Here is a 13,027-nt window from a genome sequence, read left to right as displayed (position 1 = left end):
AGCCCGCGCTCCATTTCGCGGTAGCGTAGGGTTAACTGGAAAACATGCTCCATATATTCCCGTGGAGCGCATTCGGCTCGAAAGGAGCTCATCTGATGCCGACCATCGCAATCGTCGGAGCCGGCCCCGGCATGGGACTGGCCATCGCCCGCACATTCGGGGCGCACGGGTTCGACGTCGCTCTCATCTCCCGCACCCAGAAGAATCTCGACGCGCTCGCGGCCGAGCTGGCAGGCGAGGGTATCACCGCCAAAGGATTCGCCGCCGACGTGTGCGATCACACTGCCCTGACCGGGGCGTTGCGCTCGGCCGCAACCGAATTCGGACAGATTGACGTCCTCGAGTACTCGCCCGTCGACGCTGCGGGCACGCAGATGGTGTCACCGTCGACGGCGTCGCCCGCCGACATCCAAGCGCAGATCGAGCAGCAACTCTATGGTGCCATCGCCGCCACCCAGGCCGTGCTGCCGGCGATGCGTGAAGCCGGTTCCGGAACTCTGTTGTTCACGACCGGAGGCGGGTCGGTGGACCCCAACCCGATGCTCGGCAACGTGAACGCGGCCGCAGCGGCGTTGCGAAACTGGACTCTCAACCTACACAAGGAGCTCGCGGACACCGGTGTGCAGGCGACCCACGTCGCGATCAGCGTCTGGATCGGTGACGGCCCGGAAGGCGTACCCACCGCCTCCGCCGACCAGATCGCGCCGGTGTACTGGGATCTGCATATCGAGCGTGATCGAGCGGAGCATGTCTTCACCGGTTGAAATCCCCTGCTCCACAGCCACTGCGAGCATGCCAGAACCGTGAGTAGGCGTGAGTGCGCTCTCACCAGAAAACCACCGGTACAGGTACGGGTGGCGACGCGCCTGATCACATAACACGACGAATCGCCCCGGGAACCCCGGGGCGATTCGTTCATCGGACCAGTGTGAGTGCTCGCGCCGCCTACGAGGTCACGGCCGTCGGAACTCCATCGTCAGCGGCTTGCCGTTTCGACAGCGGACGGCGACGCCATACCTCGGCGAGGGCGAGACCGGTGATGGTGTCGACAATGCCCCAGTATGCGGCCGCCAATGCCGCACCACCGAATCCCTCGAAGTACATCAGGACCAGTGCGAGAGACAACGCGCTGTTTCGGACGCCACTCTCGAACGCAACCGCGCGGGCATCGGCGACGGGAAGACGGCAGGCACGAGCGACGCCGTAGCCGATCGAGAGTGACAGCACGTTCTGTACCAGGACAACGCCCAAGACCGCCGACAACCCGGTGATCAAGGCGCTCGCCTGACCGGCAAAGCCGCCCACCGCGATCATCAGCAACACGACCAGGGTCGCGATGTCCACCGGCTTGCGCGCAGCGAGGGCGAATCCCGGATACCGACGCGCAACAAGCATGCCCAGCGCGAACGGCACCGCGATCATGATGCCCACCTCGACCAGCATGTCTGAAATGCTGATCTGAATGTCCTCCAGGAGCGCCGAGACGTCAGACGACATCCCGCCCCACAGGGCGAACGACAATGGTGTCAGCACAACGCACAGTGCGCTCGAGACCGTGGTCAGGGACACCGACATGGTTACGTTGCCGTGCGATCGGTGGGTGAACAAATTGGACAACGTGCCCGACGGGCAGCATGCGACGAACAAAATCCCTAGTGCAACAGTCGGATTCGGGTTCATTATCGCAATGACACCCAAAGTCACGGCGGGCATCAGCACGTATTGCGTTCCGAGCGTGGCAGCCAGGGCGATCGGACGACGGAGAACGTTGCGGAAGTCGGAGGGCCGACTATCCAGGGCGACTCCAAAGAGGATAAAAGCGATCAGCACTTTCATGAGGAGGCTGAGCGCCGGGCTCAGCGTGAACTCGACGCTGTCGATGTCCGACGCGGCTATTGACTGAACAATCAAGGCATTACTCCGTAGGATCTGGTGGTCCGGATGGTCCCCGTGCCGACTCGCCCCTCCGGACACCAGTGGCGAGCGCACTCACGCGATGCCACGCCCCGATCGCCCCCACTGGGGCGTCCGCAGAAGACATGGCGGGTAACCCTGCCTCAGAGTGCGACGTCCGGACGGCGATCGGCCCACGGGAAGGCGGCCTCGAAGGCCCGACTGGCCCGCAGAACCAACGATTCATCGTTGGGTCGTCCGATCACGTGCAGTCCGACGGGGAGGCCGTCGATGAAACCGCAGGGAACAGACGCTGCGGTGAACCCGGTGAAGTTGATCGGTTCGGTGAAGCCGTAGTAGGCCAGGTTGGCGGCAGGATCGTCCAGTCCGACGGTATCGAGACCCGTCGCCGCCTGCGCGGGAAGCGCAGTGGTCGGAGTGAGCAGAAGGTCGTAGCCCTCCATGGCTTCGGTCAGGCGTCGTCGCGCGCCGAACTGCTTTTGAACCGCCCGCGAGTAGTCCGCTGCGCTGGTCGTGCTCGCCTGAGCAAATGTCCCCGCGCTATACATCGTGAGTTTCTCCCACCGTGCTGGGTCCTGGTGGATCGACTCACCCAGAGCCGCGTAGCGATCTGCTCCCGAGAGGACATGCGACGCCCAGGAATTGTCGCCGAGGTCCAGGTCCACCGCCTCGACCGTGGCGCCCAACTCCGCGAAACGATCGGCTGCTCGCCTGGCCATTGCCACGTACTCGGCATTGCCCGGGGCCGAACCGTCCCATCCGTAGGACTCGGTCCATCCGACACGAAGTCCGGTGATGCCACTTTCGAGCTCGCTCAGGTAGTCGGGCGGGTCGATCAGGACGCACGACGGATCCCGCGGATCCTGACCCGCGAGGACACTGAACATGATCGTCGCGTCGCGCACGTCGCGCGCGACCGGTCCGACACCGGAGGTGGTCAGCGAACCACCGAAACTGCCATGCCGCGGCACCCGGCCGCTACTCGGGTGCATGCCGAAGAGTCCGCAATAGGCGGCCGGCAGGCGGATCGAGCCGCCGCCGTCACTCGCGACGGCCGTCGGCATCATCCCGGCGGCGACTGCTGCGGCCGATCCGCCGCTGGATCCGCCGCTGGTCCGAGAAGGATCCCACGGGTTGCGGCACTCGCCGGCGACGCGATTCACCGTCCGCGGGTAGAGGCCGAACTCGGGGGTGTTCGTCTTCCCGAGGATCACCGCATCGGCGCTCCGCATTCTTTCTGCGTGGACCGAGTCTTCTTCGGGCACATAATCATCGAAGGCGAGCGATCCACCGGTGGTGCGCAGACCCTTGGTCCAGAACTGATCCTTGATGCCTAGAGGAACGCCCGCCAGCGGGCCGACCTCTTCCTTGGCGAGGATCTTCTTCTCGACTGCCGCAGCCTGTTTGAGGGCCCCATCCGCGTCCACGGTGATGAAGGCATGGAGGGTGCTCTCCAGCTTGTCGATGCGCCTCAAGAAGTGCTCGGTGACTTCCACCGGCGAGACTTCCTTCGCCACCATCATCTCGCGGAGCCGCCACGCGGGCTCCCACGTCAAGTCGTCCATGTCGCCTTGATTCCTTTCGCACTGCCGAAGCGAACCGACGGCGAATTCAACTATATGCCCTTCCGGGACCCGATTGGCTTGGATTCGACTTCCTGAGACATGCCGCACCAGAAAGCGGAACACAATTGACGGTAACCAAGCCCATGAGCAGCGTCAACGGGTTTCATCTCAATTAACAGAACAGAAACGTATAAACTCTCGAATATGGATAGACACTCGCCTGCGGGCACGGCCGAGACCATGACCGCGGAGACCGCGACAGCCGAGAGCGGGTCCTCCTATGCACGGGCGGACCTCGATGGCGACAGTCCGGCCATCCGGCTGTTCGGACTGATGGAACTCATCGTCGCGAAGGACTCATTCGTCTCTCTGCAGAGCCTCACGACCGAGACCCAGATCCCCAAGCCGACTCTGCATCGCATGCTCCAGCAGCTCGAGGGCGCCGATCTCCTGATCCGACAGGGGGACGGCCGCCACTACGGCACCGGTCCACGGCTCCGCCGGTTCGCGGAGTCCCTGCTTCTCAACGCGACCCAGCACGGCGCGCGCCGGGCCGTGCTCCGTGATCTCGTCAACGATCTGGGAGAAACCTGTGTCGTAGCGACGATCTCGGGCAATGAGGTCCTCTACGTAGACGTCATCGACACTCCACAGCCGCTTCGGTTCGTCGTCGAGGCCGGGTCCCGGGCGCCGATCCATTGCACAGCCAGCGGGAAGATGGGCCTGTCCCAGATGTCTCCGAGCCAGCGGCGCCGACTACTGGAGCCGGCCCGCCTGATTGCATCGACGCCGCGCACCATCACCGACCTCGACATCCTCGAGGAGGAACTCCTCAGCACCCGCCAGCGCGGTTGGGCTCTCGACGTGGAGGAGTATCTGCCCAGTCTGGTCTGCGCGGCCGTGCCGATCCCACAGACAGGACGGTCGAACCTGTTCCTTGCGGTCCAGGCGCCGGCGCTCCGAATGGCGGAGACCCGCGTCCTCGAGATCCTCCCGGCGCTCGAAGAAGCAGCTCGAGCGATCCGCAAGATCGAAGACGAAGGGATCGCCTGACGGCGCAAGCGCCTCAGTCTGCAGCCTCACCTGTCAACGGTGATCGTTTCAACGGTCAGGCTACTGTCCGCACGAGGAGCACGCTGCCGGCGATCAAGATCACGAGCGATGTGACCCTGCGTGCGCCGGAGACCGATATCCGGTTCGCGATCCGACCACCGGTGGCCCCCCCGAGTGCCACCGCTGGAGCCAGGACCGCCATGCTGCGCCAGTCGAATACCTCAGCACCGCCGGCAACATGCAGCATGATCAGCGAAACCACCGATACCGCAAGGAAGTACACAGATAGAGTCGCCCGCAGGGTGCGTCTATCGTCCGGGGCGTACGCCAGTGCGAGTGGGGGGCCCGGAAGTGCGGCGATCACCCCCATGAGACCACCGAGTGCTCCGGCGCCGGTGAGGATCGACTTCCGCTGAGGCAGCCGGGCTCCCGCGAATGCCGCCACGGCTGCGGCGATCGACATCGCGGCGGTCACCGCGGTCAGGACAACAGGGTCGACAGCGGAGATCAGCCATACTCCCACGAGGACCCCGGGCAACAACGCAATACCGAGCCGCACTGTTGTCCGCAGGTCGCAGTATCGTCCGTCACGCCAGAGGACCGAAGCCATCGCGACCACAGTGAGTACGAGCAGCGGGCCGGGTACGAGATCCGGATCAACCATCAGCAACAGTGGCGCCGCGACGAGGCCGAATCCGGAACCGGTGATGGACTGCAGCATCGAAGCGAAGAACAGTACTGCGATCGCTGCGAGGAGCGACGTCATGCGCGCGCTCTCAGTGCCCGAGACCGCGAGCCAGACACGCCTCCGCGACCCTGGCCACCGCGATATCGGTCGCCGCGGCACGCAAGCCGGTTCCGTCGGCGGCAGCCTTGCTGACGACCTGTTCCCAGGCCTGCGTCATCCGGAGATCGAGTCGACCACGAACCTCGTCGGCTTCCCACCACAGACCCTGTTGCGCCTGAACCCATTCGAAGTAGGAGACCACCACCCCACCCGCGTTCGCGAGGCTGTCCGGAACCAGCACGACCCCAGCCTCATTCAGAAATTCGCCCGCGGCGGTGGTGATCGGTCCGTTCGCACCCTCGACAACAACCGTCGCCTGAACCTGGCGGACATTGCCGTCGTGAATCACTCGCTCCACCGACGCCGGAATGAGAAGATCCACATCGAGGGAGAGAACATCGTCGGAACAACCGAGCGGCTCGGCCTCCCGGTAGCCCAGAACCGTTCCGGTCTCCGCGACGTGACGGCGCAGATCCGGGATGTCGAGTCCGGAAGCGTTGAACACCGCACCGAACCGATCGGCGACGGCGACCACTGAATGCCCCTTCTCGTGAAGCAAACTCGCGGTCCAGGCACCGACATTGCCGAACCCGTGTACCGCTGCGGTCGCCGGACGATGTCGTAGGCCGGCATGGTGCAGGGCCAAGCCGGCCACGTGCACGACCCCGTGCGCGGTTGCCGAGACGCGTCCCTGTGATCCGCCGAGCGCCAGCGGTTTCCCGGTCACCACGCCGGGCACCGACCGACCGGCACTGGTGGAGAAGGCATCCATGATCCATGCCATCGTGCGCTCATCCGTGCCGATATCCGGAGCCGGGATATCGGTGTCCGGGCCGATGATGGGCCCGATGCCGCTGACGAAGTTTCGGGTCACCCGTTCCAGTTCGGCAGCGGTGCAAGCGGCGGGATCGATCGTCACACCGCCCTTGGCACCTCCGTACGGGATGTCGAGCAGCGCACATTTCCATGTCATCCACATGGCCAGCGCCCGAACCTCGTTCAGGTCCACCAGCGGGCTATACCGGATGCCCCCCTTGCCGGGTCCGCGAGCCAGGTTGTGCTGCACACGATACCCGGTCAGCATCTCCAGACGACCGTCGTCACGTAGCAGCGGAACCGCCACTGACATCTCGCGCCGCGGATGCTCCAGCACCGAACGCACTCCCGGTTCCAGAGACAGCCGTTCGGCGGATGCCCGGTATTGGGACAACGCATCCTCGTACGGTCCTGTCGTCGACTCGACGGAATCTAGAATCGTCACCGGTCACTCACGGTGTGCGAGTCCGCGACGTCGAGAGCCGCGTCGAGAATCGCGAGACCCTCCCGGACTTCGTCGGGCGTGATGATACACGGCGGGACGATGTGCAGGCGATGGTACTGATTGAACACCAGCAATCCGTTATCCTTTGCCGCCGCAAGGGTTTCACCGATCGCCGGGCTGGTGCCGCCGTACGGGGCCAACGGCTCCTTTGTTTCGCGGTCACGCACCAGATCCAGTGCCCAGAACACTCCGAGTCCGCGGACGTCGCCGACGCTCGGGTGTTTGTCGGCGAGAGCGCGCAGCCCGGGACCGAGCACGTCACGACCGATTGCGGCGGCGTTCTCGACGATACCTTCGTCGCGCATTGTCTCGATGGTGGCGACCGCCGCAGCGCACGCCAGCGGGTGCCCCGAGTAGGTAAGTCCCCCCTGGTAGACGCGATCGTCGAAGGTCGACGCGATGCGCTCGCCGATGATGACGCCGCCCAATGGCACGTACCCCGAGTTGACGCCCTTGGCGAACGTGATGAGGTCGGGCGTGACGTCGTAGTGGTCGACAGCGAGCCACGCCCCGGTACGACCGAATCCGGCCATCACCTCGTCGCAGATCATCACGATGCCGTAGCGATCGCAGATCTCGCGGACGCCCGCGAGATATCCGGGCGGCGGCGGCATGATTCCCGAGGTGCCGGGAATGGTCTCGATCAGCAGAGCTGCGAAGGCTTGGGGGCCCTCGAACCGGATCAGCGAGTCGAGGTGCTCGAGCGCCCGCTCGCATTCCTGTTGCTCGGTCTCCGAGTGGAATTCGGATCGGTAGAGGAATGGGGCATGGAAGTGGACCGCACCGGCGCTGCCATAGTCGTTGATCCAGCGGCGATGATCGCCGGAGAAGTTGATGGTCTCGGCGGTGGCGCCGTGATACGACCGGAAGGCCGAGAGCACCTTGTAACGGCCGGTGTGCAAACGCGCCATGCGCACAGCGTGCTCGTTGGCATCGGCGCCACCGTTGGTGAAGAACACCTTGTCCATCCCGTCCGGTGCCACCTCGGCCACCAAACGTGCCGCCTCCGCACGCGCGTCATTCGCGTGGGCAGGGGCGATCGTGCACAACTTTGCTGCTTGCTCCTGGATCGCGGCGACGACCCGGGGGTGCTGATGCCCGATGTTGGTGAACACCAGCTGAGAGGTGAAGTCGAGATAGCTGCGTCCATCCCCATCCCAGAGCCGACATCCTTCGGAACGTTCGATCACCATCGGACGCAACGACTTCTGCGCTGACCACGAATGAAAGACGTGTGCACGATCGGTGTCGTAGGTCACTTGTGCGGTGGAGATGACTGGCGCGGCCACGGGCCCTCCTCTTGTGGATGGATGTATTCCACCCCATGGTGGGGCCGTACGATTCGATGCACCAGAGCCAGACCAGGACTTGAATGAGGGTGCCAGCGTTGCGGTGCAGCTGGCACCCTTGGATCACCCAGTCAGTGGCCCTGTCAGTTCAGCCGATTGTGCTTCACGATGGATTCATGAGTGAATCCATCCTTCCCAGTGACAGTTCGACGACGGTCGATCACCGGCCCTCGTCGACCACAGCATCCGACGATGCACATACCCCGGTCGCGGTGGTGACGGGCGCGAGCAGTGGCATTGGCGCCGCAACTGTCCGTCATCTGAGCAAGCTCGGCTTCCAGGTGGTGATGGGTGCACGCCGACTCGACCGCCTCGAGGCACTGGCCGAGGAGACCGGCGCAATCGCCCATCATCTGGACGTCACCGACAACGCATCGGTCGACGCCTTTTGCGCCGCGATCGGACGCTGCGACGTGCTGGTAAACAATGCCGGCGGCGCACTCGGCGCTGACCCCATCGAATCGGCCGACGAGGCCGATTGGATCGCGATGTTCGACGTCAACGTGCTGGGAGTGCTTCGGGTCACCAAGGGCTTGCTGCCCCGGCTGCGCGAGAGCACCAACGCCACTGTGGTCACCATCGGCTCCATCGCGGCCCGCGAACCATACCTCGGCGGCGGTGGGTACAACGCTGCCAAGCACGCGGTGGGCGCGCTGACGAGGGTCCTGCGTCTCGAGCTCCTCGGCGAGCCCATCCGTGTCTGTCAGATCGACCCCGGCCTTGTCGAGACGGAATTCTCGGTTGTTCGATTCCGCGGCGATCAGGACCGCGCGGATGCGGTCTACGCCGGCATCGAGCCGTTGACCGCCGATGACATCGCCGAATGCGTGACGTGGATCGTCTCCCGGCCCCCGCACGTGAACATCGACTCCATGCTCGTCCTCACGCGTGATCAGACGTCCGCCCAGCGAGTGCACCGGCGCACTGCCTGACACATGCATCAGCCACCGTCTCGTCGCGCCGCCAATGTCGCCGGCGCCACGTGACGGTTCCACAACACCACACCACCCGACGCTGGATCCGTCCTTGCACAGATTCAGGTGCGATAGCCTGGTACCAGCTCGCCGTCGGGAGGGGTATGCATGTCGGAGGACCCCGGGCCGATACCTGTGTATCGCCGTGTTCGCGCGCTGCTGGAAGAACGACTCACCGCGGGGTTGTACGACAACGGACGCCCCCTGCCGTCGACACGTTTCCTCGCCCAGGAGCTCGGTGTCTCGCGCAACACCGTGACCGCCGCCTACGACGAGCTGATCGCGCTCGGTGTGATCGAGAGCCGACCACGGATCGGACTGTTTGCGGCAGCACCGCTGGCAGCGCAGAGCTCACCGCAACCCGGTCCCGCCGCCTCGACTGCAGTGGACTGGTCGACGATCCTTCGTGTCCGTCAATCGCCGGAGCTGACTCGGACACTCGGCTACCCCGATGCCTTCGACTACCCGTACCCGTTCATCAGCTCTCAACCCGAGCTCCGGTCGTTCCCCGTGCGGGCCTGGATGCGGGCACTGAACGACGCCATGAGCGGGCCGCACCTGCGCTACAGCATCCGGGATTCGGTCGACGAGGACGATCCGCTCCTGGTCGAATCGCTATGCAGTGAGGTGTTGCCGGCCCGTGGCATCTCTGCCACCCCCGATCACGTCCTCATCACGAGTGGTGCGCAGCAAGGCTTGTCGTTGGTCACCGACGTGTTGCTCGGGCCCGACAAAGTCATCGGGGTGGAGAATCCCGGCTACCTTGACGCGATGCACATCTTCGCCCGGTCCGGCGCGAAACTTCTCCCCATGCCGGTCGATTCGCATGGCGCAGCAATCGACCAGGCCGAGCATTTCGATGCGGCGTATCTGACGCCTTCACATCACCACCCGACCAACGTGACCCTCAGTCTTCAGCGTCGAAATCTGCTGCTTCAGTTACTCGCTCAACGCAACGGCTTCGCAATCGAGGACGACTATGACAGTGAGTTCAGATTTCGCGGACGCCCAACCCCCTCGCTGAAATCGCTCGACACCGCAGGGCGGGTCATCTACCTCGGCTCGTTCACGAAGTTCCTTTCCGCCGGCCTCCGGATCGGTTTTGTGGTTGCCGAACCCGAAGTGATCGATGCCCTCCGCGCTGAGCGACACCATCGCACCAAACACCTACCAGGACAGATCCAGCGGGCATTGGGTCTGTTCATCCAGTCCGGCGAGTACCACAAGGTACTGCGGGCCCAACGCCGGCGACTCAAACAGAATTGGGCGACCATCACCACAGCAACCGTCCGGCACCTACCGGCCGACGAGATCGCGACATTCCCGCCCGGCGGGATGTGCATCTGGTACCGGGGCCCGAATTGGCTGAATGCCGAGGACGTTGCTCGGCGCGCTCATCAGAAAGGCATCCTCGTGGCCGACGGTTCGCGGTACTATCTCCCTGGCACCGAGCAGCCCAACTACCTCCGATTGGGATTCGGCTCGATCCCTCACGACGCCATCGAGCCGGGCATCGCACTCCTCGGGGAACTGATCCGCGAATCACGCGCCGCCACACAGGGCTAAGTGACTTCACCTACAGATTGTTCGATCTCATCGCCACTGCACCCTCCCGCCGGAACAACAGCAACAGAGGTAGGAAGTAGAGCGCGGCGACACCTGCCCCGACGACGATCGGTCCGGTGGCCCCGAGGGACGTGGCGAGGGCACGTCCGGCGAGCCACGATCCGACCGCAGTGCCCGCGTTGAACGACGCCGTGCTGAGCGCCGCGGCGAGCGTGGGCGCCTGATCTGCGAAGCGGACGGCCATGCCGACGAGGATCGGGTTGGTGGACATGCCGAACAAGCCCAGCAACACCACCAGCACAATCGTCGCAACCACATTGTGGGACAACAATGCGAGGGCAACCAGCACAAGCAGCGTGGCTGTGGCCGAGGTGAACAGGACGGCGAACGGCTTTCTCGCGCCGAAGGACCCGCCGAGGTTGGACCCGACGAAGGCGCCGACACCATAGCCGACGAGCACGAGGGGCACCGCAGACGGCGAGAGCCCCGTATTCTGCGTCAGCAGCGGCGCGATGAAACTGTATGCGGCCAGCGATGATCCGCACACAATCGCGGCGCCGGCCAGCACGAGCCAGACCCGCATGTCGCGAAGGCCGGAGAGTTCGGCACGCACGGATGGGGTCGAGTTCGGATCACGGTCGGCGGGGACCTGCCGATAGATCACGACAGCTGCGACCACCGCGAGGACAGCGAGCGCCCAGAAGGGGCCGCGCCATCCGATGGCCTGACCGGCGAAAGCGCCGATCGGGACGCCGATGACGTTGGCGAGCATTCCGCCGCCCAGCACGATGCCGAGCGCCTTGGACGCCCTCGCGGGCCCGGCGGCCTTGGCACCCACCACCGCGGAGACGGCCCAGAAGGCGCCGGTGGCCAAGGCGGTGAGAAACCGAGCCCCGAGGACCACTGCGAAACTGTCGGTCACAGCTACGATCAGGTGTCCGACGGCGAACACCGCCAGTGCGAGGGTCAGGGTGAGTCGGCGCGACAGCCGCAGCGTGAGAATGGCCATCGACGGGGTGCCGACGATCATGCCGACGGCGAACACGGTGATCATCAGGCCCGCGTGGGCGACGGTCACATTCATCCCGTCGGCGATTTCCGGCAGGATGCCGGCAACGACGAACTCCGTGGTGCCCATGAGGAATACCCCGGCGGCGAGTACGTAGATGACCGATGGCAACCGGCCGACCCGGGTGTCGTCGACGGTGGCAGCGGTTGTTGACATGGCAGAAGCGTCTTTCGTCGGTTGAGCGATGGTGAATGGTCTGTAGCGGCGAGAGCATCGCGGCCGACCACAACCGCTCGGGCGCGGACGTCGCGGACCACCCGAGAACCAGCATGAAGCCACTCGCTCCCCGTTGGGAGGTTCAGGCAGGCCCCCTCAGTGCGCGCGCAGGTCGTTGGCCACACCTCTCAGGTCGGTCCGTGCTATCGATCCGCCCGATACCACCTGACGCCACGGCGCGGCTACGGCGCGAACGAGCAGCTATGTCGCCGACTGGGTGGCCGACACCTTCACGAACTCACGGCGGGCGCCGACCGGTCGACCGACGACACGGTGGCAGCCACGCGCTCACCACGAGGCGGACGATGAGGTGGGGCGGGGCGAATCCACTTCGGCCCGGCCACCGCCTTGCCGCCCGGACCGACGGTGGGGCGGTCAGCGTGAATCCCGCAGACGCACCGACAGTTGCTGTGCCGAATCGAGGAGGAGCCGCCCCATCGCGATACGGCGTTCATCGGTGAAGCGTGTCTGCACCCCGGTCACGCTCAACGCCCACGCGGGCAGCCCGCGGCTGTCGAAGACCGCCGCGCCCAGTCCCCAACTGCCCTCGACGAGCAGCGCCGGATTCGTGGCATATCCGTCAAGACGCGTGCGGCCGATGCGCTCTCGCACGGCACTCTCGGAATGCGCCGGTCCCCACGCCGACTCCAGCTCGGCGCGGGCAAAGTAGTCGTCGATGTCGCGGTCGGGAAGATGCCCGAGGATCGCCAGACCGGCCGAGGCCACCCCCAGCGGGAACCGGACGCCCTCGTGCAACACATGCGATCTCAACGGGAAGCTGCCCTCCCGCCCGAGGAGACAGACCGTCTCGTCGCCGCGCCGGGCCGAGAGGAACGCACTCTCGCCGGTCTCACGTGCCAGACGCTCGACGATGTCACCCGCGGTGCCGGTGATGTCGTACCGAAGTGCGGCGCCGGCACCCAACAGATACAGCTCCGGGCCCAGCGACCATCGACCGCTGGACAGGTCCCGGTCCACCATCCCCTCCGCGGCCAGCGCGTTCAACAGTCGGTGCACCGTCGGCCGGGCGAGGTCGGTCGCCCGTGCCAGTTCCGAGGTGGTGGCGCCACCCACATCGGTGGCACCCACTGTGCGCAGCAACGCGGCCACGCGGGCGATGACCTGATTGTTCGACTCGGCGGGCATACCTCACCATAGCGTCCACTGAATGAACGCCAGGGTCCCAACCAGGTCAGCATGCGAGCAATTCCAC

At 65.1% G+C, this 13,027-nt stretch carries 11 protein-coding genes; 4 read left to right on the top strand and 7 right to left on the bottom strand.

Annotated features, from left to right (window positions below; translation table 11 throughout):
* The first annotated feature begins 95 nt into the window (after positions 1–95).
* Positions 96–764 (top strand): SDR family NAD(P)-dependent oxidoreductase, encoded by a 669-nt coding sequence (locus NWF22_RS14470; RefSeq protein ID WP_160903684.1) that lies wholly within the window; start codon positions 96–98, stop codon positions 762–764.
* 181 nt (positions 765–945) lie between these two features.
* On the opposite strand, the gene NWF22_RS14465 is transcribed toward NWF22_RS14470, so the two are convergent.
* On the bottom strand, positions 946–1,911 hold the full coding sequence (locus tag NWF22_RS14465; RefSeq protein WP_160903685.1) for a bile acid:sodium symporter family protein: 966 nt from the start codon (positions 1,909–1,911) through the stop codon (positions 946–948).
* A gap of 146 nt (positions 1,912–2,057) precedes the next feature.
* The gene (locus NWF22_RS14460) at positions 2,058–3,602 is read right to left on the bottom strand and encodes an amidase (protein ID WP_258321154.1); all 1,545 of its coding nucleotides are present in this window, start codon (positions 3,600–3,602) and stop codon (positions 2,058–2,060) included.
* Between the two features lie 81 nt (positions 3,603–3,683).
* On the opposite strand from NWF22_RS14460, the gene NWF22_RS14455 reads away from it, so the two are divergent.
* On the top strand, positions 3,684–4,532 hold the full coding sequence (locus NWF22_RS14455; protein WP_233751628.1) for an IclR family transcriptional regulator: 849 nt from the start codon (positions 3,684–3,686) through the stop codon (positions 4,530–4,532).
* A gap of 55 nt (positions 4,533–4,587) precedes the next feature.
* On the opposite strand, the gene NWF22_RS14450 is transcribed toward NWF22_RS14455, so the two are convergent.
* The 3 genes from NWF22_RS14450 to NWF22_RS14440 are packed head-to-tail and all read right to left on the bottom strand — an operon-like array spanning position 4,588 to position 7,929.
* The gene (locus NWF22_RS14450) at positions 4,588–5,298 is read right to left on the bottom strand and encodes a sulfite exporter TauE/SafE family protein (protein ID WP_160903687.1); all 711 of its coding nucleotides are present in this window, start codon (positions 5,296–5,298) and stop codon (positions 4,588–4,590) included.
* Between the two features lie 10 nt (positions 5,299–5,308).
* Positions 5,309–6,580 (bottom strand): Glu/Leu/Phe/Val family dehydrogenase, encoded by a 1,272-nt coding sequence (locus NWF22_RS14445; protein ID WP_160903688.1) that lies wholly within the window; start codon positions 6,578–6,580, stop codon positions 5,309–5,311.
* Positions 6,577–7,929 carry an aspartate aminotransferase family protein gene (locus tag NWF22_RS14440; protein ID WP_258321153.1) on the bottom strand — a complete coding sequence of 451 codons (1,353 nt, stop codon included), beginning with the start codon at positions 7,927–7,929 and terminating at the stop codon, positions 6,577–6,579. Before NWF22_RS14440 ends, NWF22_RS14445 begins: the two co-directional genes overlap by 4 nt.
* A 176-nt stretch (positions 7,930–8,105) precedes the next feature.
* Between NWF22_RS14440 and NWF22_RS14435 the strand changes: the two genes are divergently transcribed.
* On the top strand, positions 8,106–8,921 hold the full coding sequence (locus NWF22_RS14435) for an SDR family NAD(P)-dependent oxidoreductase (protein ID WP_160903689.1): 816 nt from the start codon (positions 8,106–8,108) through the stop codon (positions 8,919–8,921).
* Positions 8,922–9,071: 150 nt separating this feature from the next.
* Positions 9,072–10,529: a MocR-like pyridoxine biosynthesis transcription factor PdxR gene (gene pdxR / locus NWF22_RS14430; protein ID WP_160903690.1), complete on the top strand. Its 1,458-nt coding sequence runs from the start codon at positions 9,072–9,074 to the stop codon at positions 10,527–10,529.
* 10 nt (positions 10,530–10,539) lie between these two features.
* Here pdxR and NWF22_RS14425 read toward each other — a convergent pair whose 3' ends face one another.
* Both NWF22_RS14425 and NWF22_RS14420 read right to left on the bottom strand, forming a co-directional pair.
* Positions 10,540–11,754 carry an MFS transporter gene (locus NWF22_RS14425; RefSeq protein ID WP_160903691.1) on the bottom strand — a complete coding sequence of 405 codons (1,215 nt, stop codon included), beginning with the start codon at positions 11,752–11,754 and terminating at the stop codon, positions 10,540–10,542.
* Between the two features lie 435 nt (positions 11,755–12,189).
* On the bottom strand, positions 12,190–12,960 hold the full coding sequence (locus NWF22_RS14420) for an IclR family transcriptional regulator (protein WP_160903692.1): 771 nt from the start codon (positions 12,958–12,960) through the stop codon (positions 12,190–12,192).
* Positions 12,961–13,027 lie beyond the last annotated feature (67 nt).

It is taken from the genome of Gordonia mangrovi (assembly GCF_024734075.1).
GTDB lineage: Bacteria > Actinomycetota > Actinomycetes > Mycobacteriales > Mycobacteriaceae > Gordonia > Gordonia mangrovi.
This window is presented reverse-complemented; position numbering and strand designations above follow the sequence as displayed.